This window comes from Pseudomonas sp. WS 5011 (genome assembly GCF_012985775.1).
GTDB lineage: Bacteria > Pseudomonadota > Gammaproteobacteria > Pseudomonadales > Pseudomonadaceae > Aquipseudomonas > Aquipseudomonas peli.
Genome location: NZ_JAAQXA010000001.1, coordinates 322,456 through 345,966 on the forward strand (window position 1 = coordinate 322,456; position 23,511 = coordinate 345,966).

Annotated in this window: 29 protein-coding genes; 9 read left to right on the plus strand and 20 right to left on the minus strand. The window is 59.9% G+C overall.

The genetic code is table 11. The annotated features are described in order from the left end of the window. Positions 1 to 33 precede the first annotated feature (33 nt). Positions 34 to 1,176, plus strand: a complete 1,143-nt coding sequence (locus tag HBN63_RS01540; RefSeq protein ID WP_170048120.1) for an FRG domain-containing protein — start codon at positions 34 to 36, stop codon at positions 1,174 to 1,176. Positions 1,177 to 2,092: 916 nt separating this feature from the next. Here the strand turns inward: HBN63_RS01540 and HBN63_RS01545 are convergent. Continuing rightward, positions 2,093 to 2,392, minus strand: a complete 300-nt coding sequence (locus tag HBN63_RS01545; RefSeq protein ID WP_160088138.1) for a putative quinol monooxygenase — start codon at positions 2,390 to 2,392, stop codon at positions 2,093 to 2,095. A gap of 321 nt (positions 2,393 to 2,713) precedes the next feature. Beyond that, positions 2,714 to 3,457 carry a class I SAM-dependent methyltransferase gene (locus HBN63_RS01550; RefSeq protein ID WP_170048121.1) on the minus strand — a complete coding sequence of 248 codons (744 nt, stop codon included), beginning with the start codon at positions 3,455 to 3,457 and terminating at the stop codon, positions 2,714 to 2,716. Positions 3,458 to 3,630: 173 nt separating this feature from the next. On the opposite strand from HBN63_RS01550, the gene HBN63_RS01555 reads away from it, so the two are divergent. Together HBN63_RS01555 and HBN63_RS01560 are read left to right on the plus strand one after the other, a co-directional pair. Continuing rightward, on the plus strand, positions 3,631 to 4,317 hold the full coding sequence (locus tag HBN63_RS01555) for a GNAT family N-acetyltransferase (protein WP_170048122.1): 687 nt from the start codon (positions 3,631 to 3,633) through the stop codon (positions 4,315 to 4,317). 97 nt (positions 4,318 to 4,414) lie between these two features. Further along, positions 4,415 to 5,761, plus strand: a complete 1,347-nt coding sequence (locus tag HBN63_RS01560; protein ID WP_170048123.1) for a diguanylate cyclase — start codon at positions 4,415 to 4,417, stop codon at positions 5,759 to 5,761. Positions 5,762 to 5,828: 67 nt separating this feature from the next. On the opposite strand, the gene HBN63_RS01565 is transcribed toward HBN63_RS01560, so the two are convergent. Further along, entirely contained in the window at positions 5,829 to 6,134 is a 306-nt protein-coding gene (locus HBN63_RS01565) for a putative quinol monooxygenase (RefSeq protein WP_160088150.1), read from the minus strand. Between the two features lie 152 nt (positions 6,135 to 6,286). Between HBN63_RS01565 and HBN63_RS01570 the strand changes: the two genes are divergently transcribed. After that, the gene (locus HBN63_RS01570) at positions 6,287 to 6,868 is read left to right on the plus strand and encodes an NAD(P)H-dependent oxidoreductase (protein ID WP_170048124.1); all 582 of its coding nucleotides are present in this window, start codon (positions 6,287 to 6,289) and stop codon (positions 6,866 to 6,868) included. Positions 6,869 to 6,878: 10 nt separating this feature from the next. Here the strand turns inward: HBN63_RS01570 and HBN63_RS01575 are convergent, their stop codons facing one another. Continuing rightward, positions 6,879 to 7,388: a DUF2938 domain-containing protein gene (locus HBN63_RS01575; RefSeq protein ID WP_170048125.1), complete on the minus strand. Its 510-nt coding sequence runs from the start codon at positions 7,386 to 7,388 to the stop codon at positions 6,879 to 6,881. Between the two features lie 72 nt (positions 7,389 to 7,460). Here HBN63_RS01575 and HBN63_RS01580 point away from each other — a divergent pair, with 72 nt between their 5' ends. Further along, positions 7,461 to 7,886: a helix-turn-helix domain-containing protein gene (locus HBN63_RS01580; RefSeq protein WP_170048126.1), complete on the plus strand. Its 426-nt coding sequence runs from the start codon at positions 7,461 to 7,463 to the stop codon at positions 7,884 to 7,886. Between the two features lie 24 nt (positions 7,887 to 7,910). On the opposite strand, the gene HBN63_RS01585 is transcribed toward HBN63_RS01580, so the two are convergent. The 8 genes from HBN63_RS01585 to HBN63_RS01620 all read right to left on the minus strand — a co-directional run bounded on the left by HBN63_RS01585 (position 7,911) and on the right by HBN63_RS01620 (position 13,166). Next, complete coding sequence (locus tag HBN63_RS01585) at positions 7,911 to 8,762, minus strand: CAP domain-containing protein (RefSeq protein ID WP_170048127.1); 852 nt, start codon at positions 8,760 to 8,762, stop codon at positions 7,911 to 7,913. Positions 8,763 to 8,890: 128 nt separating this feature from the next. Next, entirely contained in the window at positions 8,891 to 9,361 is a 471-nt protein-coding gene (locus HBN63_RS01590; RefSeq protein ID WP_170048128.1) for a hypothetical protein, read from the minus strand. A gap of 262 nt (positions 9,362 to 9,623) precedes the next feature. Continuing rightward, a complete protein-coding gene (locus HBN63_RS01595; protein WP_090251725.1) occupies positions 9,624 to 10,037 on the minus strand; it encodes an HPF/RaiA family ribosome-associated protein in 414 nt (137 codons plus the stop codon). A gap of 172 nt (positions 10,038 to 10,209) precedes the next feature. Further along, positions 10,210 to 10,638 (minus strand): nuclear transport factor 2 family protein, encoded by a 429-nt coding sequence (locus HBN63_RS01600; protein WP_170048129.1) that lies wholly within the window; start codon positions 10,636 to 10,638, stop codon positions 10,210 to 10,212. 28 nt (positions 10,639 to 10,666) lie between these two features. Next, on the minus strand, positions 10,667 to 11,011 hold the full coding sequence (locus HBN63_RS01605) for a YciI family protein (protein WP_170048130.1): 345 nt from the start codon (positions 11,009 to 11,011) through the stop codon (positions 10,667 to 10,669). Between the two features lie 134 nt (positions 11,012 to 11,145). Beyond that, positions 11,146 to 11,331, minus strand: coding sequence for a hypothetical protein (locus tag HBN63_RS01610; protein ID WP_170048131.1), 186 nt, complete (start codon positions 11,329 to 11,331; stop codon positions 11,146 to 11,148). A gap of 147 nt (positions 11,332 to 11,478) precedes the next feature. Next, positions 11,479 to 12,240, minus strand: a complete 762-nt coding sequence (locus tag HBN63_RS01615) for an ABC transporter permease (protein ID WP_090251723.1) — start codon at positions 12,238 to 12,240, stop codon at positions 11,479 to 11,481. Next, positions 12,237 to 13,166: an ABC transporter ATP-binding protein gene (locus tag HBN63_RS01620; RefSeq protein ID WP_170048132.1), complete on the minus strand. Its 930-nt coding sequence runs from the start codon at positions 13,164 to 13,166 to the stop codon at positions 12,237 to 12,239. Before HBN63_RS01620 ends, HBN63_RS01615 begins: the two co-directional genes overlap by 4 nt. A gap of 161 nt (positions 13,167 to 13,327) precedes the next feature. On the opposite strand from HBN63_RS01620, the gene HBN63_RS01625 reads away from it, so the two are divergent. Together HBN63_RS01625 and HBN63_RS01630 are read left to right on the plus strand one after the other, a co-directional pair. After that, on the plus strand, positions 13,328 to 13,627 hold the full coding sequence (locus HBN63_RS01625) for an I78 family peptidase inhibitor (protein WP_090251717.1): 300 nt from the start codon (positions 13,328 to 13,330) through the stop codon (positions 13,625 to 13,627). A gap of 74 nt (positions 13,628 to 13,701) precedes the next feature. Continuing rightward, entirely contained in the window at positions 13,702 to 15,240 is a 1,539-nt protein-coding gene (locus tag HBN63_RS01630; RefSeq protein WP_170048133.1) for a sigma-54-dependent transcriptional regulator, read from the plus strand. A 9-nt stretch (positions 15,241 to 15,249) separates the two neighbouring features. Here HBN63_RS01630 and HBN63_RS01635 read toward each other — a convergent pair whose 3' ends face one another. The 7 genes from HBN63_RS01635 to HBN63_RS01665 all read right to left on the minus strand — a co-directional run bounded on the left by HBN63_RS01635 (position 15,250) and on the right by HBN63_RS01665 (position 20,357). Beyond that, a complete protein-coding gene (locus HBN63_RS01635) occupies positions 15,250 to 16,017 on the minus strand; it encodes a crotonase/enoyl-CoA hydratase family protein (RefSeq protein WP_170048134.1) in 768 nt (255 codons plus the stop codon). A gap of 108 nt (positions 16,018 to 16,125) precedes the next feature. Continuing rightward, on the minus strand, positions 16,126 to 17,037 hold the full coding sequence (locus HBN63_RS01640; protein ID WP_090251709.1) for an SDR family oxidoreductase: 912 nt from the start codon (positions 17,035 to 17,037) through the stop codon (positions 16,126 to 16,128). 107 nt (positions 17,038 to 17,144) lie between these two features. Next, the gene (locus HBN63_RS01645; RefSeq protein WP_170048135.1) at positions 17,145 to 17,675 is read right to left on the minus strand and encodes a DUF1569 domain-containing protein; all 531 of its coding nucleotides are present in this window, start codon (positions 17,673 to 17,675) and stop codon (positions 17,145 to 17,147) included. Further along, positions 17,675 to 18,559 (minus strand): alpha/beta hydrolase, encoded by an 885-nt coding sequence (locus HBN63_RS01650; protein WP_170048136.1) that lies wholly within the window; start codon positions 18,557 to 18,559, stop codon positions 17,675 to 17,677. Before HBN63_RS01650 ends, HBN63_RS01645 begins: the two co-directional genes overlap by 1 nt. Next, entirely contained in the window at positions 18,556 to 19,338 is a 783-nt protein-coding gene (locus HBN63_RS01655) for a class II aldolase/adducin family protein (RefSeq protein WP_108489704.1), read from the minus strand. Before HBN63_RS01655 ends, HBN63_RS01650 begins: the two co-directional genes overlap by 4 nt. 99 nt (positions 19,339 to 19,437) lie before the next feature. Further along, the gene (locus HBN63_RS01660; protein ID WP_170048137.1) at positions 19,438 to 19,905 is read right to left on the minus strand and encodes a cupin domain-containing protein; all 468 of its coding nucleotides are present in this window, start codon (positions 19,903 to 19,905) and stop codon (positions 19,438 to 19,440) included. Further along, positions 19,905 to 20,357 (minus strand): flavodoxin, encoded by a 453-nt coding sequence (locus tag HBN63_RS01665; protein ID WP_160088178.1) that lies wholly within the window; start codon positions 20,355 to 20,357, stop codon positions 19,905 to 19,907. Before HBN63_RS01665 ends, HBN63_RS01660 begins: the two co-directional genes overlap by 1 nt. A gap of 112 nt (positions 20,358 to 20,469) precedes the next feature. Between HBN63_RS01665 and HBN63_RS01670 the strand changes: the two genes are divergently transcribed. Next, positions 20,470 to 20,931, plus strand: coding sequence for a PAS domain-containing protein (locus HBN63_RS01670; RefSeq protein ID WP_090251690.1), 462 nt, complete (start codon positions 20,470 to 20,472; stop codon positions 20,929 to 20,931). Between the two features lie 51 nt (positions 20,932 to 20,982). Beyond that, the gene (locus tag HBN63_RS01675; RefSeq protein ID WP_170048138.1) at positions 20,983 to 21,573 is read left to right on the plus strand and encodes a hypothetical protein; all 591 of its coding nucleotides are present in this window, start codon (positions 20,983 to 20,985) and stop codon (positions 21,571 to 21,573) included. 140 nt (positions 21,574 to 21,713) lie between these two features. Here HBN63_RS01675 and HBN63_RS01680 read toward each other — a convergent pair whose 3' ends face one another. Then, positions 21,714 to 23,492: an acyl-CoA dehydrogenase C-terminal domain-containing protein gene (locus HBN63_RS01680; RefSeq protein WP_170048139.1), complete on the minus strand. Its 1,779-nt coding sequence runs from the start codon at positions 23,490 to 23,492 to the stop codon at positions 21,714 to 21,716. Between the last annotated feature and the right edge of the window lie 19 nt (positions 23,493 to 23,511).

Genomic DNA, 23,511 nt, shown 5'->3' on the forward strand with positions numbered 1-23,511 from the left:
CGCCTTGTGCGGGGCTTTTTGCTAGGTGAGAACATGAAGCAAATTTTCCTTTCTATAAGCACTACTGGGACACCTGTAGTCGACGGCCATCGCATTATTGAAATAGGGGCCGTAGAAGTAAAAGACAAGGAGCTCACGGGAAGACATTTCCACTGTTATCTAAACCCAGATAGAGAAATAGACGAATCAGAAACAGCCATCCACGGAATAACTAGTGAGTTTTTAAAAGACAAGCCGAGATTCGGACTCATAGCTGACGAGTTCAATAGCTTTCTTTCTGACACAGATTTGCTATGCACATCAGATAAAACCACTAGCTTCATAAAGAATGAATTATCACTATTAAGAATCACATCACCAAATCCTCAACTAAAAGAAGAAAGTATAGCGCTAGCAATAGAGGACACACTTAACCCCAGCGCAAGAGAAACATTCATAGCAGCCAAATCAGCCTTCAGAAAAGAATCAAAAGATATTTACGGCGCCTTATTAGAAGCCGAAATATCAGCAGACGCATACCTATCTGCAACAAAAAACGAAAAAATAATTAAAAACATAAATGAATTCTTAGAAGAAGTTAGCAACAGCGACCCAAACGATTTGTTTCGCGGAGTATCTGACAGAAGCTTTAGATTGCTTCCATCACTATTTAGACACTCTTCGGAAGGGCACCAAGTGAGAGAAGACAAGATGATGTGGGTTTTCAAGGCACACTCTCGCCCTCACTTGGAAAAATATCCAGAGAACGAAATCCAGTGGTTAACATTAGCTCAACATCACGGACTACCAACACGTCTTCTCGATTGGAGTTTCAGCCCATTAGTAGCTTGCTTTTTCTGCGCCAAAGAAAACCCAAATAAAGATGGAGCCGTTTATTTATACAAGGCCAGAGACTACAAACGAGAGGAAAATATAAATATAAAAACACTAAAAAAGCCTACTGCCTTCCTTCCCTCTCATGGTTCAAGAAGGATTACCGCCCAGTCCGGGGCTTTTACACTACACCCTGACTGCTGTTACGAAATCGACGAACCAGAAATACAAAAATATATAATACCCAAAAATCTTAAACCATCATTTATCAAAGCACTTTCGAAATATGGAATAAACAACTCAACCATCTTCCCTGACCTAGATGGGCTATGCTCACACATTAAAACCCTCCAGGGCTATTAATTGAAAACCCACTGAAGAAAGGAGTCTATGAAAGCAAGCGAGCAGCCCGGACAGCCACCGTAATGATGGATAAATAAAACGTCACCCACCCTACGGAGCACCGATATTCCTGCGTAGGGTGGACAACGCGAAGCTTGTCCACACAAAGCAATCAGCGAACAAGCTTATTTTCTGCGTAGCCTTTTTCTACTGGTTTCGGCTTCACGCCGAGTCACTTTCTCTTTGCTAGCGCAAAGAGAAAGTAACCAAAGAGAAAGCGCGCCCGGCATCCGGGTTTCGCTGCGCTCAACTGCCCTCGCTCCGGTGCTGTTCCGAGGGTCGGCGTGACGGGCCATCCATGGCCCGGCACGCCTCGTTTGGCATCCATGCCAAACGCCCCTCTCCACACCACCTCCACTCGGCCTCCTGACGGGATTCGGAGATCGCGTTGTTTGGGCGATTTGTGGACGGTAGAACGAAAGGCAAAAGCAGAGCATAAAAACCGAAGCAAAAGCATCGCGGACGAACCCGCGCCTACGGATTGCGGCCGATTCGTAGGATGGGTGGAGCGCAGCGATACCCATCAAAAAGCGGTGGTTCTGCTTTTGGTCATCAAACCGCAATGGCACAGACGACGCCAAACGCCCCATCAGAAGGCCGAGTGGAATCGTTGCGTAAGGGGTTGAGCGGCATGGATGCCGCGAGAGCCACGATGGGCCAGGGATGGCCCTTCGCGGCGTGCCCCTGGAGTAATGATGGAAAGAGGGAACCCGACGAAGTCGGGCCGGATGCAAGGGGCAAGACCTCTTGGTTACTTCTGGGGCGTTTGCCAGAAGTGACCCGCCGTAAGGGCGGAACCGTTCGACCAGACAACATATAAGCGGTGCCTGAACACAACTTGGGCCGTTTAAAAACGACAACGGCCCATGGCTAGCACTCAGTTCGAAACCTGCTCCAAGAAAATCAGCTGCAATGGCTCACTGAGCAAATCATCAGCCGTAGCGGCAAACCGCTGAAAATACGGCGTCGCAAAATGCGCATCCAGCGCCGCCTGGTCCTTGAACGCCTCACGCATATAGAACGTGCCCGGCTCATCCCGCCGCTCAAACAACACGTAATCCAGGTTGCCCGGCTCGGCCCGCGTCGGTTCGATCAGGGTCAACAAGCCGGCTTTAAGCGCCTCTTCTTTACCGGGTTTGGCTTTGAGTACAGCAAGGGATACCAGTGGTTTGTTCATGGGGTTGGCTCTTTCAAGGGGTTGGCTTGCACATCCGGCGACGGCAGTGAACATCAGCGCACACAGGCAATAACCTAAGTGCTTGATCGGAGGTTTCATCGTTATCACTCGCTGTGGACTGGGCTCATCCTTGTCGATCCCGCCACGAAGAAACACCGACAAAACGCGCTAACACTTTCTTCCACAGCTTGAAAATGAAGCGCCCAACATCGCCATTACCCTGATTTAAGCCATCAATCAGCGCCCTTGAATGAAGAACAGCCAGTAGCCCGGACAACCGCAGCAGCAGTGGATGAACACAGCGTCATCCACCCTAGGTGGCTAGCGCTTTACGCAGGCAAACAACGCATTCCCGGAAACGCCATCCCACGGGATAAGTTTCTGGTAGTCATGCTCAAACACATGCACGTCAAAGTACGGCTGCAACAACGCCTGCAACTCCACAAAGCCCACCGCCACCATCGGGTGTTCGTCGTGCCACACCAGGGTTTCACCGGCCGTGGCCTTTTCGATGCGCAGCCGTAACACCTGCTGCTCACCTTCGCCGGCGTAATGCCAGCCGGAACTGAAGGTGAACTGGCCATCTGCGTACTCAGCGCTGTGTGCGGTAAACAGGCTGTTGTCGATTTTGCCCTTGTCGACCACGTTGAAGCAGAACAGCCCTTCAACCTCAAGCGCCGCATGGGCGCTGGCGATGCAGGCTTTCAGCCGTTCGATGCCGCCGCTGTAATGGATGGAATAGAGAAAGCAGGTGATCAGGTCTTGCGGCTCGCTCACGGTGAACGCGCACATGTCCTGCACCGCAAAGTGCGCCTGCGGGCAGCGGATGGCGGCCTTGTCGAGCATCGGCTGGTTAATATCCAGGCCGCTGCTGGTGTAGCCGGCCTCAATAAAATGCTGCACATGCGGCCCCGTTCCGCAGGCCAGGTCGAGGTGGCGGCTGCCGGCATTGCCGAACAGCTGCTGCAGCCGATGAATGCAGTGGCTTTGCGCCTGGTAGTCGATATCGGCGCACATCAGATCGTAATAATCGGACAGGTCGGTGTAGAGGGCATTGATGGACATAGTGACCTGATGATGGGCGAGCCGCTGTGGCGGGCGCGCATCATAGCCCAAGCGTGGTCATCGCCTTACAGATCCTGCCCAAAGGCCGCCCTCCGCTCGCACGCGCATGCAAACACGCCCGGCCGAGGGCGGTACAATGCCGCCCTTGCCGACCGCCCGGAGCCAGACTGACGATGTTCACCCTTGTACACCTGAACACCCCTCCGCCCGAGTCGCTGAAAAGCCAGGTGCTGCAGATGGTGGTGGACTACTTCAGCGATATCAGCCCGGTGTCGCTGACGCCCAGCAACCCGCTGTATCAGCTGTACCAGTACGTGATCGGCTACGAAATGCACCTGTACCTGCAGGCCATGGACAGCACCCTCAACAGCCGCGCGCAGTTGCTGCTGGCGCTTGATGACGTGGACCCTTCCCAGGTGCTCGGTTTTGCGCTCTACCTGCCAGCCCAGGATGATCCCGAGGCCTGCACCCTGGCCTACATGGCGGTGCGGGCTAAACAGCGTCGTCGCGGGATTGCCCGCGCCCTGCTGCAGCAGATGGTCGCCCAGTACCCGCACGCTGAACTGGCCTGCGTCGCCAGCAAGGTTTCAACCTTCGAGGCCATGGGTTTTCAAGTGCTGGCCGCGCAGGGGCCACAGGTGCTGATGAACACCCGCAGCCAGCGTTCGAACGGTTTGGTGGCGGTGCAGGATCTGGCGCCGATCTTCCGCTCCACCGAAGTCCAGCAGATCCACGCCTACCTGGTGAAACAACACGGCAAGCGCGCCATGAGCGATGCCGAGAAGCAGCGCGACCGCCTGCTCGACCAGATGGCCCAGCACGCGCAAGCGCTGGTACGCGAGCGATTGACCGTACATTGATTAAGCGCAGCATGCCTGGGCAGGCACAGACCAACCGCGCGCGGAGAGCTACCATAGCTTTAGCGAACCGCGCAAACAGGGCAGTATATTCACGGCCATGACGTCAAACCCGCACCTGCCTCACGACAAACTACTGGATCTGCTGCTGGACGTTGTCTGCGTAGTGGATGTAGAGGGCCGCTTTCTGTCCGTCAGCGCGGCCAGCGAACGGGTTTTTGGCTACCGCCCCGAAGAAATGGTCGGCCGCACCGCCTTTGAACTGATGCCCCCGGACGACCGCGCGGCTACCCGCGCGCTGGTCAAGCAGATCAATTCGGGCCAGCCCTCGCACGACCACGAGAACCGCTACATCCACAAAGACGGCCATATCGTGCACATCATGTGGTCTGCCCAGTGGCTGGAGGCCGAGCAAGTGCGCGTTGGTGTGGCGCGTGATATCACCCAACGCAAGCGGGCCGAGGCGGTGCAAGCGGCGTTGTATGCGGTCTCGGAAGCGGCTCACGCGGCGGGTGATCTGCACATGCTCTACGGCCGCGTGCATGAGGTGATGGCGCAGCTGCTGCCCGCCCGGCATTTCTGCGTGGCTCTGTATGACGCGGTGAGTGATCAGTTGAACCTGACCTATCAGATCGAGCAATGCGCCACACCCACGGCCACCAGCCGCTTTTGTGCTGAGGTGATCCGCACCGGCAACGCTTTGCTGTTGACGCCGGAAACCGCCAACCAATGGCTTGCCCAGCATGAACCCGAGGCCGCGCCGCGCGCGCTGGACTGGCTGGGCGTGCCGCTGATCTCCGGCACCCAGACCATCGGCGCACTGGTGCTGCAGAACCACAGCGCCAAGGTGCGCTACACCGAACAGGACCAGGCGCTGCTGCAGTTTGTCTCCAGTCAGGTGGCGACGGCGATTGAGCGAAAACGCACACAGTCGCGCCTGGAGTTTCTCGCCCAATACGACCAGCTGACTGAACTCTCCAACCGCACGCTGTTTCTCGACCGCCTGCGCAGCGCCTTGCAGCGCGCCAAACGCGACACCTTGCAGCTGGCGGTGCTTTACCTCGATATGGATAACTTCAAGCAGATCAACGACAGCTTCGGCCACAGCACCGGCGATCTGTTGCTGCAGGAAGTGGCCCGGCGTTTACGCCAGTGCGTGCGTGAGTCCGACACGGTGGGTCGCCTGGGCGGTGACGAGTTTGCGGTGATTCTGGATAACATCGGCCGCCAGGAGGATGCCACCCTGGTGGCCGAGAAGATTATTACCGCCCTCAGCGCGCCCTACCTGCTGGATGGGCATCGCTTGCTCAGCGCGCCAAGCCTGGGCATCGCGGTGTACCCCGAACACTGCCAGAACGAATTGCAGCTGGTGCAGTTCGCGGATGAGGCCATGTACGTGGCCAAACGCAGTGGCGGCAAACGTTATGTCGTGGTGGAGAAACCGTAGACATAGTGCTTGGCGGCTCTCTCACCGGAGAGTCGCCCCTTCACTAAAGCCATACAGACGCGCGCCGTCAGCCTGCCGGGCTGAGCATCTCGATCTCACGAATCTCGAAATCACTGCGCAGGTATTCCATGCGCCGCTCATGAAACTCACGCATATGCGGCAAGGCGCTGTGAGTGGCCAAGTGCGCCCGTGACTGCCAGACCTCATAGAAGATAAACAGCGTCGGGTCCTGTTGGTCACGCAGCATGTGGTAAGCGATACAGCCAGGCTCCGCGCGGCTGGGTGCAACATACGCACGGAACAGCGCCTCGAACTCGGCGGCTTTTTCCGGGCGGGTATGGGCGTGCAGGATAAATCCGTAGTGATCAGCCATCGTGGGCTCCTGGCAGGGTGGGTTTAGTTACCCTACAACAACCAACCTCGGCGTATTCATGCGTTTTAGTCACATGTCATTTGCCCGCCAACGGCTGTTTCGACTCGCCTGCACGACCTAGCATGCGGCCATCATTTACCGAGGCTCATGCCATGAAGAAGATTCTGCTGCTCAACGGCGGTAAACAGTTCGCCCACTCCGACGGCCGCTACAACACCACCCTGCACGACACCGCGCTGGCCTTTCTCGACCACGCAGGTTTCGACCTCAAGCACACCCACATCGACAGCGGTTACGACATCGCTGAGGAAGTGCAGAAATTTCTCTGGGCCGACGTGATCATTTATCAAATGCCCGGCTGGTGGATGGGCGCGCCCTGGACGGTGAAAAAGTACCTCGACGAGGTGTTTACCGAAGGCCACGGCAGCCTCTATGCCAGCGACGGCCGCACCCGCTCGGACGCCTCGCAAAAATACGGCAGCGGCGGCCTGATTCAGGGCAAGCAATACATGCTGTCACTAACCTGGAACGCCCCGCAGCAAGCCTTCGACGACCCGAGCGACTTCTTTGAAGGCAAAGGCGTGGACGCCGTTTACTTCCCGTTCCATAAGGCTAACCAGTTCCTCGGCATGAGCGCCCTGCCGACCTTCCTCTGCGTCGACGTGATGAAGCGCCCGGCCATCGAAGCAGATATCGCCCGCTACGAGCAGCATCTGGCGCGGGTACTGGGCTAAGCAGCCGGCCTTAGGGGCAGAGAGGCAAAGCCAGCAGCTGCGCCACAACCCAACTGACCAGGTACACGCCCAGGCCGAACACCAAATGGGTAACCAACGCACGCAGTCTGATCTGCCGGGGGTTGGCCATGCGTGAGGCTGCCAGGCCCATGCCGAACGCTGGCTGCATCAGCAGCAACGGCGCCGCCACGCTGATAACACCCAGCAGCAACGCCGGCAACAGCGTTGGTCGGCACAGCCACTGCGGCCCGACTAGCGCCACAAACAGGCTGACAAAGGCCACGCCGATCAGGTAATGGCTGCACCAGCCCAGTAACCGCTCGCCACGTACGGGTTGCGCCTTACCAATAGCCGCATGCTGGAAACGGCCATGGCGCATATGCCCCAGCCAGCGGCCGACCAGGGCGTAGTCCAGCGAGGCAATGCCGAACAAGCGCCGCCGCGCCAGCGCCCAGGCATCCATCAGCAGCGTTGCGCCCACGCCGACCAAGAGCACGTGCAGGATCAACTGACTGTTCATATCCACCTCTTTTGCTTTGTCTGAAAGGCTGTTTTCATAAGCCTGCCAGTTCAAGTCAACTTGAGGTCAAGGATGAAAGAGATGGATATCGGCAAAGTCTCGCGCTGGTCAGGTTTACCAGCATCGACCCTGCGCTATTACGAAGAGAAAGGCCTGATCCGCTCCATCGGCCGCAACGGCCTCAAACGCGTGTTCAGCGACTCAGTAATCCAACGCCTGGCACTGATCGCCCTCGGCCGTGAGGCGGGGTTTTCCCTGGATGAAATCGCCACCATGCTCGCCGCAGGCAGCCAGCCGGAGATTGACCGCGCGCAACTGCAAGCCAAGGCCGACGAGCTGGACCGCAGCATCAAACGCCTCAGCGCCATCCGCGACGGCCTGCGCCACGCCGCCTCCTGCCCGGCAGAAAACCACCTGGAGTGCCCTAAGTTCCAGCAACTGATGAGCCTGGCCGCACGCACCAAAGCCAGGAGCCGGGTTCATCCGCCGATCAAGTAACGGATTTGAGCGGCATTACCGCCATTACGGCGCGCCAAACAGCGCCGTCCAATAGATCCCGGCATCGCTTTTCGGGTCGTTGGCGTAAGCCGCGCCCAATTCGCTGAACTGCGGGTTCATCAGGTTGGCGCAGTGCCCCGGGCTGGCCAGCCAGCCGGCGATCACTTTGCTGGCGGTATCAAGCCCGGCAGCGATGTTCTCGCCGACACGTTGGCCGCTGTAACCCGCCAGCTCCGCGCGATCGCCAGGGGTGCGGCCATCAGGGTCTTGGTGGTCAAAGAAGTTGCCGTTGGCCATGGCGCGGCTGTGGGCTTCAGCGGTACTGCCCAGGGTGGCATTCCAGGTCAGCGGCGCGGCAGCGGCAAAGGGTTGATTACCGCACTGACGCGCGGTGCTGCGCGCACTGTTGACCTGCTCAAGCAGCTTCTGCCCTTCGGCCTGCCAGTCGCCCAGGCGTGCGGTGAGCAGCGGTCGGGCCAGCAGAATACGCCACTCGCGGCCCTGCTGATTGACGCCGATATCGACAAACTGCGGGTCCAGCACAATCGTGCAGAAGCTCTCCCGCAACACGGTCAGCGCCGCCGCCGCGTCACGCGGCCCGGACAGGCTGATGGCCTGCACGTTGACCATCGGGTAGCCGGCGGCGCTCATCGCTTGCTGCAGATCCCCCGCGCGTCCTACCGGTTGCACCAAGCGTGGATCTGCCGTCAGCGGCGGCAGCTCGGCAGAAGCCTGCTCGCCACACCGCTGCACTTCGCTGCGGTAGCTGTTGATCAGCCCAACCAGTTGCGCGTCCTCGGCGGCTTGTGCACCCGCAGCGCACAGCAGCGCCAACCCCGGGGCGACGATCGCCCGAATAAAACCCTTGCTAGCCATAATCCCCCTCGACCTGAACAGGCTCACTGGCATGCCCATCAATGTGTTCGGATGATCTTGGCGCACCTCGCGCGTTGAAACCAGCCCAATGCGCTGGACGCCCAGCGGCAATATCAACGGCCGAATGCTTAGACGTAAATACTGACGCCGCCCCGGGCCTGCAGCCAATCACGGTAGGTGGTCAACGACTCTGTCTGTTTGTCGCCGTTGTAACCCACAAAGCTGTCGGTCTTGTCCAGGCCGGCGTCGACCAGCTTGTTGATTTGCGCCAGCAGTTTGGCTGCATCTTCACGGTCCAGTTCAGCGACATCCGGCAAGGCAATTTTCGACGTATCGCTGGCCTGCTCGGTTACCGGGCGGAAGCGATCACTGGCAATCGCATTACTGGCACCGCTGCTTTCGGCGTTCATCGCGCGCAACAATCCGCCGCGGCTGTTGGCCACCATGCCGCTGGCAAAGCGGTGAATTTCCGCAAGCGGGTCAGTGGCCGCAGCGGGTTTGTCCTTGCTGTTGGCGCTGCCCGCAGCACCATCCGTCGTGGGTTTGGCGGTGTTGGCAAAGTAGCTCGCCAGCGGCGAGTTGTTGGAAATACTGGTCATGGCGAATCCCTGCATAGGTCAGCTGGCAGGCATTTCTGCAGAATATGGGCCAACCACCTACACGCCAGTAAAACCGGGCTTTCTGCGCACTCAGCCTTGAACGAAGAGGAAACGCTTTGCCGCCTCAGGCAGGCTGTTGCCGCTGGCAGGCAGCGCACCACTTAGTGAGGCCCTGAAACGACAGCGCCCCCGCAAAAACCTGCGGGGGCGCGTGTGATGGGTTGATGGGCAGCCAGCCTGGCCGGTTGCCCGTGACGTTTACCTAGACAGCGCGCAGACGTTCCTCAGCGAGGAAGTCCTCTTCCAGCAATGCGTCCTGACCGGGAATATCGTTCGCCTCATCGGCGTGCAGTGGCGTGACGCGCTTGCTGCGCAGTTTGCCGAATTGATGCTCAAGGGCGTGGTGCAGTTTTTCGATGGAGCCGTCGATGGCCTGTTCCAGTGACTCGGCCTTGTGGGTGACGGAAATAGGTTGCAGGCCTTTTGGCCGTGCTTCGATCTGGCAGCGTTTGTCGTGCGCGCCGGCTTTGGCGCCGTTGTCGTCATGCAGGTGGACAACGATGCGGGTCAACTCGTCATCGAAGCGCTCCAGTTTGCTGGAAACACTGGCACTCACCCACTCAACCAGACGAGCACTGCCTTCGATGTGGTTATCGCTGTGAACTTGGATTTGCATAAAGCTTTCCTTCTTCAACTGTTCGCGAAAGCGTCGCCAAGCAAGGCGACAACTCCAGCCTACGCCACTAAGCCCCCCTGTAGGCAACCCCTAAGACGTTGGTCGCAGCCACAAATATGCAATATCAATACTGTAGAAGTGCTCAAACCCTTGCCCCCCGTGAGTTACAAGACTAGGGCTGCAAATCAAACAAAATTTTTCCGCTTTCCATGTCGCCCGGCATGGAGAAATGCTCGTGGGCGATCAACCATTGCCCTCCCAGCAGGCGGAAACACTGGCTGACGCGCATCCAGCTGCTGTGCAATACGCCCTGGTCATCGGTTCCGCCGCAGTGGAACAGGTAGTGCACCACGGCCAGCTCGCCACTGAGCAAAAAGCTCGGCTGATGAATCTCGAACAAGCCCGGGCCGGGGCACGCTTCCATGCAAGCCTGCCAGTGTGCCTGATAGGCCGCACGGCCAACAAAGCGCAGCGGGCCAATGGCATCGTAGGCCACCACATCCTCGGCGTAGTGGCGCATGATCTGGCTGACATCCTTGCTGCGGCAGGCGGTGGCCCAGGAGTCCAATTGCTGTTGAATCTGTGCTTGAGTGCTGCTCATTTCGACGCTCCTTGCTCTCGTGGTGGGGTCAAACCTGCAGCTCGCGCACCGGGCGGACTTCCACACAACCGACGCGCGCCGCCGGAATATGCCCGGCCAGCTGGATGGCTTCGTTCAGGTCGCGGGCCTCGACCAGATAGAAACCGGCCAGCTGCTCTTTGGTTTCGGCAAACGGCCCATCGGTGATCGACCGCTTGCCGCCGCGCATGCGCACCGTGGTGGCTGTCTGCACCGATTCCAGCGCTTCGGCGGCGAGCATGCGGCCGCTCTGCGCCACCGACTCGGCGTAGGCGAAACACTCCTCGTCACGCGGGCTGTCGGGCGAGTGATGAAGCGCATGCTCGTTTCTGTAGAACAAGCACGGGAATTTCATGGCGTTCTCCGGGGATGCGGCGCGGTTACTGACTAATCTATCGGCGCAGCGCTGAATCGATAGCGCCGTCCAAAATATTTTCAGGCCCGACCAACGGTAGCCAAGCTGCGTTTATCCGCCAGGCGGATATCGGCTTAGCCGGTCGGCAACTCGTCCAGGCGCATCTGCAGAAACTGCCGATCAGCGCCCTGCTGCGCCAGTTGCAGTGCCCGCTGATAGGAATCACGGGCAGGCTGGACGCGGCCCAGGCGGCGATTGAGAAGCGGCGCGTCATCGACCAGGTCGAAATCGCCCAGCAGATAGATCAGGGTGGGCAGCACGCGCGCGATTCATCGCGGTAGAGCTGCGCCAGCAGAGCTGGCAAGGCGGCAGAATGGTCCATTGCATTGCACTCCATAACGGCAGTGGCTGCGTGATGCACCTGCCGCGCAGCAAGAACCATTTCACACTAGCGCATCAAGCGCGCTTCAGCTTTTCAACCGATAACCGGTCTTGAAGATCACGCCCACGGCCAGAATGCACAGCAGCAGAAAGCCGAGAATCATCGCCAGGCTGAGGCCGACGTTGACGTCGGACACGCCGTAGAAACTCCAGCGGAATGCACTGATCAGGTACACCACCGGGTTGAACAGCGTCACCGTCTGCCAGGCCGGTGGCAGCATGCTGATCGAGTAGAACGCGCCACCGAGGAAGGTCAGCGGTGTGACGATAAGCGCCGGCACCACCTGCAACTTCTCCCAGCCGTCTGCCCAGACGCCGATGATGAAGCCGAACAGGCTGAAGGTCAGCGCGGTCAGCACCAGAAACGCCAGCATCCACAGCGGGTGGAGAATTTCGAAATCGACGAACAGCCGCGCGGTAATCAGGATCACCAGGCCGAGAATGATCGACTTGGTGGCCGCCGCGCCGACATAGCCGATGAGGATTTCCAGGTAAGACACCGGCGCTGACAGCAGCTCGTAGATGCTCCCCGAATACTTGGGCATGTAGATGCCGAACGAGGCGTTGGAAATGCTCTCGGTGAGCAGCGCCAGCATGATCAGCCCCGGCACGATAAACGCGCCGTAACTGACGCCCTGCACCTGGGTCATGCTCGAACCGATGGCCGAACCGAACACCACAAAATACAGCGAGGTGCTGATCACCGGGGTGGCGATGCTCTGCAACAAGGTGCGCCAGGTGCGCGCCAGTTCGAACAGGTAGATGGCACGGATTGCGTAGAAATTCATGCGCGCGACTCCTTGACCAAAGACACAAAGATTTCTTCCAGCGAACTCTGGCTGGACTGCAAATCCTTGAAGTCGATGCCGTGCTGGGCCAGGTCCTTGAGCAGTTCGGCGATGCCGGTGTGCTCGCTCTGGGTGTCGAAGGTGAACACCAGCACGCGGCCCTCGTCGCTCAGTTCCAGCGGGTAACGCGCCAGCTCAGCCGGGATGCTCGCCAGGGGCTGTTGCAGCTGCAGCGTCAGCTGTTTCTTGCCGAGCTTGTGCATCAGCGCCTGCTTGTCTTCCACCAGAATGATCCGGCCTTTGCTGATCACCCCGATGCGGTCGGCCATTTCCTCGGCCTCTTCGATGTAGTGGGTGGTGAGGATGATGGTCACACCGCGCTCACGCAGACGGCGCACCATGTTCCACATATCGCGGCGCAGTTCGACATCGACGCCGGCAGTGGGCTCGTCGAGGAACAGAATCTGTGGCTCATGGCTCAGCGCCTTGGCGATCATCACCCGACGCTTCATGCCGCCGGACAGCTCGAAAATCTTCGCGTCGCGCTTTTCCCACAGCGACAGGTCCTTGAGCAGTTGTTCCAGATAGGCCGGATTGGGCTTCTTGCCAAACAGGCCACGGCTGAACTTCACCGTCGCCCAGACGGTTTCGAACACATCGCTGACCAGCTCTTGCGGCACCAGACCGATCTGCGAGCGCGAAGCGCGGTAGTCCTTGATGATGTCCTGACCGCCCACCAACACCCGCCCACCGCCTGGATTGACGATGCCGCAGATGATGCTGATCAGGGTGGTCTTGCCGGCGCCGTTGGGGCCGAGCAGCGCAAAGATTTCGCCGGGGCGAATGTCCAGGTTGATGTCCTGCAGCGCCGGATGGCCGCTGGCGTAGGTCTTGCTCAGCTGTTGAATCGAGATCACCGCTTGCACAGAACCTCCTGCTCTGGGGAAAAGCGCAATTGTAGGGAAGTTGGCCGGGCTTGCGGAAATGCTGATGCAGTAACCTGTACGGATTGAGCAGCCCAACGTTGAGCTACAACGGATACGGCTGCTAGGCTGACCCGAGTTTTATGCAGACAAGGAAATAGAACATGGCACTTCGTCACGCCCTCACCGGCCTCAGCCTCCTCGCCCTACTGGCCGGTTGCAGCTCACAGCAGCCCGCCCAACCAAGCGCCGAAATCAGCGGCGACTGCAATGTCGAGCAGGTTCATGGCGTACTCGGTCAGACCGCCAGCAGCGAGCTGATCGAGCAGGTGCAGCAGCAGGCCAACGCCAAAACCCTCCGCGTGCTCGCCCCCGGCGACGCCGCGACCATGGATTACAACCCGCAGCGTTTGAATATCGATATCGATGAAAGCGAAGTGATCATTCGCCTGACGTGCGGTTGAGCGCCCCTCGGTTAACTAAGCCCCACAGACCGGGCATACTGGCGCACCTGTAAACCAGTCGGCCGCCCGTTTTCATGCGTATTCACGTCAGCTTTATCGACCGCGTTGGCATCACCCAGGAAGTGCTGGCGCTGCTCGGTGGGCGCAATCTCAATCTGGATGCGGTGGAGATGGTGCCGCCGAACGTCTACATAGACGCGCCGACCTTGAGCACCGATGTGCTCGACGAGCTGCGCGAGGCGCTGTTCAAGGTACGTGGCGTGCAGGCGGTGACCATTGTCGACATCCTCCCCGGCCAGCGCCGCCATCTGCAGCTCGACGCCCTGCTTGCGGCCATGACCGACCCGGTGTTGGCGGTCGACAGCCAGGGCCGCGTGCTGTTGGCCAACCCGGCGCTGATCGAACTCTGTGGCCAACAGCCTGATGGCCTGGGCATTGGCGAGCTGTTCGCCGACAACGATCTGCACCAGGCGCTGCTCGACCAGGGTTTCCGCCTGCCAATGCGCGAGGTCACGCTCAAGGGCCAGGCGCTGCTGCTGGATGCGCAGCCGATCACCGAAGGCGTCGATGGCGGCGCGCGGCAACTGGCCGGCGGCCTGCTCAGCCTGTATGCGCCGAGCCGCATCGGCGAGCGCCTGGCGGCACTGCACCACGACCATGCCGAAGGCTTCGACTCGCTGCTCGGTGACTCCGCACCGATTCGCAGCCTGAAGACCCGCGCCCAGCGCGTTGCTACCCTGGATGCGCCGCTGCTGATTCAGGGAGAAACCGGCACCGGCAAAGAGCTGGTGGCGCGCGCCTGTCACGCCATCAGCACGCGACGCACAGCGCCATTTCTCGCGCTTAACTGTGCGGCATTGCCGGAGAACCTCGCCGAAAGCGAGCTGTTCGGCTACGCCCCCGGCGCCTTTACCGGGGCCCAGCGCGGCGGCAAGCCGGGGCTGCTGGAACTGGCCAACCAGGGCACGGTGTTTCTCGATGAAATCGGCGAAATGTCACCGTACCTGCAGGCCAAGCTGCTGCGCTTTTTAAGCGATGGTACTTTCCGCCGCGTGGGCGGCGAGCGTGAGGTCAAGGTCAATGTGCGCATCCTCAGCGCCACACACCGCGACCTGGAAAAGATGGTCAACGAGGGCGCGTTCCGTGAGGACCTGTTCTATCGCCTCAACGTGCTCAACCTGGAAGTCCCGCCCCTGCGCGAACGCGGCCAGGACATCCTGCTGCTGGCGCGGCACTTTATGCAGCAGGCCTGCGCGCAGATCCAACGCCTTCCTTGCCGCCTGACGCCGGACACCTACCCGGCGCTGCTGGGCAACCGCTGGCCGGGCAATGTGCGGCAGTTGCAGAACGTGATTTTCCGCGCCGCCGCCATCTGCGAAAGCAATCTGGTGCAGATCGATGATCTGGATATCGCTGGCACCGCAGTAGCAGCGCAGCAGGCCGAGGGCGAAGTCAGCAGCCTGGAAGCGGCAGTGGACCAGTTCGAAAAAGCCCTGCTGGAAAAGCTCTATCCCAGCCATCCCTCGACCCGGCAACTGGCGACCCGTCTGCACACCTCGCACAGCGCGATTGCCATGCGTCTGCGTAAATACGGGATTCCGGGCAAACCGTAAACACGCGGCTCAGAATTTGCCGTGTCGCCCCGTACCATCCTTGAAGCGCTGTGCGCCGGCCTGGGTTTCGCCACTGGCAATCACCGCCATGCCGCCGGCAAACTCGTTGCCCAGCGCCTGCGCAAAAGGAAGATCCCACTGCGCATAAGCGCTGGCGCGGTCAGCGAGCATGCAGCGTTGTGGGAAGCCGGCAATCTCCAGTGCCAGTTGCTGCGCTGCAGCCAACGCGCTACCGGCTGAGACCACCCGATTGACCAGGCCCATGCTCAGCGCTTCCTCGGCCACTACCGGGCGACCGGTGAGAATCAGATCCAGCGCGCGGCCCTGGCCGATAATCCGTGGCAAACGCACGGTGCCGCCGTCGATCAGCGGCACGCCAAAGCGCCGGCAGAACACCCCAAGTACGGCGTTATCGGCCATCACCCGCAGGTCGGCGAGCAGCGCCAGCTCCAGGCCACCGGCTACCGCGTGACCTTCGATGGCGGCAATCAGCGGTTTGCTCAGCAGCATGCGACTCGGCCCCATCGGCCCGTCACCCTCGGTTTCCAGGCGATTGGCGCGCTCAGCGCCTGCAGCCACCGCACCCAGATCAGCGCCGGCGCAGAAGGTTCCACCCGCCCCAGCCAGCACCGCCACCCGCGCCTGCTCATCCGCCTCGAATGCACGTAGGGCAGAGGCCAGCGCCTCAGCCGTCGGCCGGTCGACTGCATTGCGCACCTCAGCGCGGTTGATGATCAGGGTAGTGACCGGGCCGTTTTTTTCGATAATGACGCGCATAACCTGCTCCCTAAAAAGCCGAAGGCCGGCATTTAGCCGGCCTTCACCTTAAAGCCCTGCGCGGTGGAAATCAGCCTGCTGACCGATCTCCCCGCCAGAGTGGCGCAATCAGAGGGCGAACTTCTGCAGGTTGGCCATCATCTCTTTCATCGCTTCGATATTGTCCTTTGGATGGGCCGCACCTTCGAAGTCGCAAATCTGCGCGAAGTTGGCCGCCACGTCTTCCGGGCTGTAGCCTTCACGCGGATCGAAGCCAGCACCCAGGCTGCGCTCCCAACGCACTTTGCCCATCCAGCCACCGCCGACTTCGAACAGGCCGGAGGTTTCTTCGCAGGCATTGCTCGCCAGGTACACCACCAGCGGGCTGACCAGCTCAGGCTTGAGCTGCTCGAACACTTGCGGCGGAATCAGGCCTTCGGTCATGCGCGTGCCGCCAGTAGGCGCGATGGCGTTGACCAGGATGTTGTTCTTGCGCCCTTCGAGGGCCAGGGTGCGGGTCAGGCCGTACAGGCCGAGCTTGGCCATGCCGTAGTTGGACTGACCGAAGTTGCCGTAAATGCCCGACGTGGATGCGGTGAAAATCACCCGACCATAACCCTGCTCACGCATATGCGGCCAGGCGGCGCGGGTGACCTTGTAGGCACCTTCGACGTGGACTTTGTAAACCAGGTCCCAGTCGGCGTCTTCCATCTTGTGGAAAGTCTTGTCGCGCAGGATGCCGGCGTTATTCACCACCACATCGATGCGGCCAAAGGTATCCAGGGCGCACTGCACGATCTTCTCGCCGTCGGTCACTGAGTCGTGGTTGGCCACAGCGGTGCCGCCCGCTGCGCGGATTTCCTCAACCACCTTATCGGCCGCCGAGGCATTGGCGCCTTCACCGTGGGTGCTGCCGCCCAAGTCATTCACCACCACCTTGGCACCGTGCTTGGCGAACAACAGCGCATGGGCGCGGCCCAGGCCGCCGCCGGCCCCGGTGACGATTACAACCTGATCTTGAAAACGGATGGCGTCGCTCATGCAGCATTCCTCGGCAGATTAACAATGCGCCGAGTGTCCAACAGTCGCGCTCTGGTCACAATAGCTACGCGCAGCGCTGAATGGTGCGCAATAAAGCAGCGGGATAGTCAGGCAGGGCGGATCAGGCTCAAGTGGTTATACAGATGCAACACATGGGCCTGAGCGTAATCGGCATGACTAAGCGCGCCGTAGGCAAAATGCGGCTGCAACTCGCCCTGATACGCAGCGAAGTCGGCAAAGGCTTGTTGCAAACGCTGTAGCGCGTGGGCTTGCGTAGCTGGCGCATTCAGCGGGGCCGCGCCGGGAATGGCCTCATTCAGCGGATGACGCATCGCCCCACGCGCGGCAAATACGCTAAAGGCCAGCGGGCCGACGCTGCTGCGGAACCAACCCGGCTTGAGTTCGGGATAACCACTGATGGAGTACTCGATGCTCTGCGCACAATGGTTGAACACTTCAGCCGGGCTCCAACCCTTGAGGCTGCGCAATGGCTGATCGACCAAACCGGCCAAAAGCTGCTGGGCCGCATCCAGGCTGACTGCGGCTGGCGCCTCACCGCTGGGCAATGCCCAGAACCCGGCCCCCAAAGCCGCTACACCACCGATGGCGGCACCTTTCAGAACAGTACGTCGTTGCATTATGTGGCCTCCAGCCCTTCACGAAATTGCAGGTAATGCGCCAGCACCTGAGCTGGGGCCTCGGTCTGCGGATAATGACCAATGCCCTCCAGTAGCACGGTGTCCGGCTGGGGGATCAGCTCGCGGTAACGCGCCACCATATGCGCCCCGGAAATCGGGTCGACTGCGCCATCGATCACCCGCATCGGCACCGCCGTGGACTGCATCGCCGCCACCCAGCGGTCGCGGTTGACGCGGCGCTCGGGCATATAGCGGATCAAGCGGTGCATCACCGCCGGGCCGTTGTGGGCGGCGATCAGGCTCCAGAAGTCATCCAATTCACGCTCACTGGGCTGGGTCTGTGGGCCGAACACTTTGGCAAAACTCTGCGCCAGCTTCTGGCGGCTGAATAGCCGGCCAATCAGCGGGCCGATGGGGCTGAGTAGCAGCTTCTGCACCAATACCGGATGGTGGGTTTCCGGAAACAGCCCGCCATTGAGAAAGACACAACTGGCGAGTTGTACGCGCCCGTTCTGATGCCGTGCCAGCAGCTCCTGCGCCACGCTGTCGCCGTAGTCGTGGGCCAGCACATGCACTGGCTGACCAATCCCCAGATGCGCCAGCAGCGCCTGTTGCAGATCAGCCTGTTCCAGCAGGCTGTAGGCATGTCCACGGGGTTTGGCCGAGTCACCAAAGCCGAGCATGTCGCAGGCAATTACCTGGTAACGCTCAGCCAGTGAAGCCCACAGGTAATGCCAGTCCCAGCTGGCGGTCGGAAAGCCGTGAATCAGCAACAGCGGCTCGCCCTGACCGGCCGTCCAGTAGCAGATGCCATGGCCGTTAAAGCTAAAGGTCAGCCCCGCACTGCGCCAATCCGCCAGGGCAATCCCTGGCAGCGCCGTCATGCTGCGTAACCTGGCATCTGTTGATCCAGCTTGCGCAGCAGCGCCGGCCACGGCAAAGCGCCACCCATGCCCTGCGGACTTTTCATCACGCCGGCAATCATCGCCCGGGCACCGTCGAGGACCTGTTGCGGGATATGGATCAGCTCCGCCCCGCCACTCTGCGCCATCACCTGAATCTCGCAGGCGCGCTGCAGGGTAAACATGCCGAGGAAGGCATCGGCGATGCTGCCGAAAGCGGTAAGCAAGCCATGGTTGGGCAGGATCATAAAGTTCTTGTCGCCCAGGTCCGCCTGCAGCCGCGACTTCTCGTCATGGTTCAGCGCCACCCCTTCATAGCCGTGATAGGCCAGGCTGGCGAGAACGAACAGCGACTGCTGCGACAGTGGCAGCAAACCCTGCTTTTGCGCGGATACGGCAATCCCCTGCGGGGTGTGGATATGCAGCACGCAACCAACATCGTGGCGCACCTCGTGCACGGCGCTGTGGATGGTGTAGCCGGCGGGGTTGATGTCGAACGGGCTGTCCATCAGCTTGTTGCCGGCCAGGTCGATCTTCACCAGGCTGGAGGCTGTGATCTCATGGAACATCAGACCATAGGGGTTGATCAGGAAGTCTTCGCTGCCGGGAATTTTGGCCGAGATATGGGTGAAGATCAGGTCATCCCAGCCATACAGGGCAATCAGCCGGTAACAAGCGGCCAGGTCTACGCGGGTCTGCCATTCGGCAGCAGACACCTGATCCTTGAGGCTGACAACAGGCAGTGCGTGGGCAACGGTCATGATGAATTCCTCGGCTTTTGTTATTGAAGTGCCAAGGAGTCTAGCGAGGGATGCCGCAAAGGTGAGTCGCTCTAGCGGCCAGCATGGTGGCCTTGCAGGTCAAACCAGCTCGGGATGCAGCTGCGCCAGCATGGGCCAGTCGCGCTGGGCCTGAGGGTCATCGCTGAGCAACTGGAAGCCGGCGAAGTCGAAACCCGGCGTCACCGTACAACCCACCAGGGTAAACGCCCCGGTGCTGCGCGCCGCCTGCCAGGCATGTGCTGGCACTAAGCGCTGCGGCAGTTGACCAATTGCCACCGGGCCCAAGCGCGCACAGCGCACGGCATCGGGCTGCTCGGCGACCAGCAACTCCAACGGCGCACCTTCATAAAAGTGCCAGAGCTCGTCGGCATCCACCCGATGCCAACGGCTGACCGCGCCGGCGGGAAGCAGAAAGATGATCGCCGTGCCGCACAGACGGCCACCGTCAAGCTGCGCAGACGATTCATACAGGCGGCGGTAATAGCCACCTTCCGGATGCGCCTGGAGTTGCAGCGCCGTGATCAGCTCTTGCGCGCGCGGGTGCATCAGCCGTGCAGCGCCGCAATAAAGTCCGCCAGCCAGGGCTCGGCGTCGGTTTCCGGGGTCACGCTTTCGCTGCTGTCCAGGCGCAGCATCGGCTGCACTTCACGGATGCCCAGCTCGGCATACAGCTCGCGCACCAGCTCCCCACCACCGCAGAAGGTGTCGCCATAGCTGGAGTCGCCCAGGGCAATTACCCCGCCCGGCAGACCACTCCAGGCCGGCAGATGATCACGAATGGCGTAGTACAGGGGCTGCAGGTTATCCGGCAATTCACCCATGCCGGTGGTCGACGTCACCGCCAGAAAAGCTTCAGGAGCAAACGCCTGAATATCCGCCAGACTGGCGCGCGGGTTGTGCCAGGCCTCATGGCCGGCGGCCTTGAGCAGACGCTCGGCGTGGCGGGCAACTTCCTCAGCGGTGCCGTACACCGAGCCGGAAAGGATGGCGATTTTCATGCAGAACTCCGAAACAGTCAGAACCAAATCGATAAGCACGGCATTATGCCGCAAGTAGACAGAGCGCCCGGATGTTTTAGAATGCAGCCGACATAGACTGGGAAATCGCCTCATGATCAACGCCAAACTGCTGCAACTGGTGATCAACGCCTCCAACGACGGCATCGTGGTGGCCGAACAGGAAGGTGACGACAACATCCTGATCTATGCCAATCCCGCCTTTGAAAAACTCACGGGTTACGCCAGCGAAGACATCCTTTATCAGGATTGTCGTTTTCTGCAGGCTGGCGACCGCGATCAAGCAGGCCTGGATGCCATCCGTGAGGCGGTCAAAGCCCACCGTCCGTGCCGGCAGATCATCCGCAATTACCGCAAGGACGGCAGCCCGTTCTGGAACGAGCTATCAATCACCCCGGTGGTTAATGACGCCGACCAGCTGACCTACTACATCGGCATCCAGAAAAACGTCACCGAACAAGTGCTAGCCCAGGAACGGGTCAAAGAGCTGGAAGCCGAGATGGCCGTCCTCAAAGCCGAGCTGGCACGTTTGCAGGCGACGACCGGCACTAACTAATCCCCAGATCAGCGGTCACAACAGCTCCAGAGCTTGATATAGACCGCTCCCATGCAAGAACAAGCACTTCTGACTCAGGCCGAACTGGCCTTTATCCGCCAGCTGCATCAGCCCACGAACAGCGTGCCGCCCAGACAAACGGGCGTGCCGGTTGAACTGGGCAAACAGCTCAGCGAACTGCTGTCGCAGTGTGCGGCCAATGAACAGCTGAGCCTGCATGCGCACATCGCCAACCAGCACCTTAGCCAGGATGAACGTAATGCACCCTGCCTGCAGCTCGGCGCGCCGCAGATCATCGATGAAGGCGAGATCAACCGTGCATGGCGCTCGCCCCTGCCCGAGCCGTTACCGCTGTACAAGCCCAACACACAGCCGAGTGACCTGTGGATTCATCAGTTGTCTGCGAACGGTGCACTGATCGAACACCGCGCACAGCGCAAGGCACCCAAGAGCTTTCAACTGGTGTTACCCGTGGATGAACACGCACCAATTGCCGTATCGGGGGTCTTTGTCCGCGAAACCGCAGACGGTCTGCAGGCCTATCAGCTGCATACCCTTGACCCGCAAGGCGATGAGCAGCTGCGCCACTACATTTACCAGCAACACCTGCTACGCGAACAACCACAGGCACGCCACGGCTGAACAACGCCCACAACTAACAGACAAAAAAAGACCCGCAATCAGGCGGGCCTAAAGTGCAGGCTAAATGCCTGCAGCAGGGATAAAAAAATCCGATAACCGAAAATGGGCGGAACTTGTGGCTATCGGATTGCGCAGTCGTTTTAGGCAGCAAATTCCTCATCGCTGAAGGCCATCAAGGTGGCTTTACCAGCTTTAACCTCAGCCAGCAGGCTGTGGGTTTCCGTCAGGATGCGCGCCATAAAGAAGTCTGCAGACTTCAGCTTGGCGCCATAAAAGGCTGTTTCTGTGCTGCCTTCGGCAAGCTTGGCTTTGGCCACCGCAGCCATACGTGCCCACATCCAGGCCAGGCTGGTGAGGGCGAACAGACGTAAGTAAGGTGTAGCTGCAGCACCCGCTTGCTCAGGATCTTTCATGCCTTCGGTGGCAATCCACATCGTGGCTTGCTGCAGTTGCTTGAGTGCACCACCCACGGCCATTACGTGATCAGCCTCGGCATGCGCCTTGAGCCAACCCTCGATGAGGGCGAAGTAATTGCGCACAGCACGTCCCCCACCCAGCGCTAGCTTGCGACCCACGAGGTCAAGCGCCTGAATACCGTTGGTCCCTTCATAAATTCGTGTGATACGTGAATCACGCACCAGCTGCTCGATGCCCCAGTCCTCGGTAAACCCGGAGCCGCCGAGTACCTGCAACCCTTCGTTGGCACTGTTGAAGCCTTCGTCGGTGAGGAAGGCTTTAACCACCGGCGTCAGCAACTGCACCAGATCATCGGCTTGCTCACGCACAGCTGGGTCTTCATGGTCATGAGCCACATCCTCGTGCAGACCGGTGAAGTAGGCCAGGGCACGGCACCCTTCGATGGTCACCTTCTGGCGCAGCAACATGCGGCGTACGTCCGGATGCACAATGATTGGATCAGCAGGTTTATCAGCGGCTTTCGGGCCCGACAGCGAACGGCTTTGCAGGCGCTCTTTGGCGAAACCAAGGCTGACTTGGTAAGCACTTTCAGCAATACCAAGCCCTTGCATGCCCACCATCAAGCGCGCCGAGTTCATCATGGTGAACATGCACTTGAGGCCCTTGTTCGGCTCGCCAATCAGCCAGCCCTGAGCCCCTTCGAAGTTCATCACACAGGTGGCTGAACCCTTGATACCCATTTTGTGTTCAAGACCACCGCAGAATGCCGGGTTACGGCTGCCGTCTTCCAAGAACTTGGGCACCAGGAACAGTGAAATGCCTTTTACGCTGTCCGGTGCATCGGGCAGCTTAGCCAATACCAGGTGCAGGATGTTGTCGGCCAGATCGTGTTCCCCACCGGTGATCCAGATCTTGGTACCGCTGATGGCATAGCTGCCGTTCGCCTGAGGTACAGCACGTGTACGGATCAAGCCCAGGTCGGTACCGCACTGTGGCTCGGTCAGGCACATGGTGCCTGTCCACTCACCGCTGATCAGTTTTGGCAGGTAGCGTTCCTGCAATTCACGGGCACCGTGAGCAGTCAGCGCATTGATCGCGCCATGAGTCAGGCCTGGGTACATGCCCAGCGACAGGTTGGCCGAGCAAACCATCTCCTCAACCATCATGTTCAGCACATGGGGCAAGCCCTGACCGCCAAACTCGGGGGTACAGGCCAGTGCGGTCCATCCGCCTTCGGCGAACTGTTGGTAAGCAGCGCGGAAACCGTCCGGTGCTTTAACCGATTTACTTTCCGGATCGTACTGACAGCCCTGCTTATCACCGGGGCCATTGAGTGGGGCCAGTACGTTCTCCGCCAATTTGGCGGCTTCTTCCAGAATGGCGCCACCGAGGTCGTTTCCGAACTCGCGCTGACTAGGCAGCGACTGCAAGGTGGCATAAGCGTCGAGCACCTCGTCAAAAACGAAACGCATGTCACGAAGGGGTGCACGGTATTGGGTCATGTTGCTGAGTCCTCAAGCT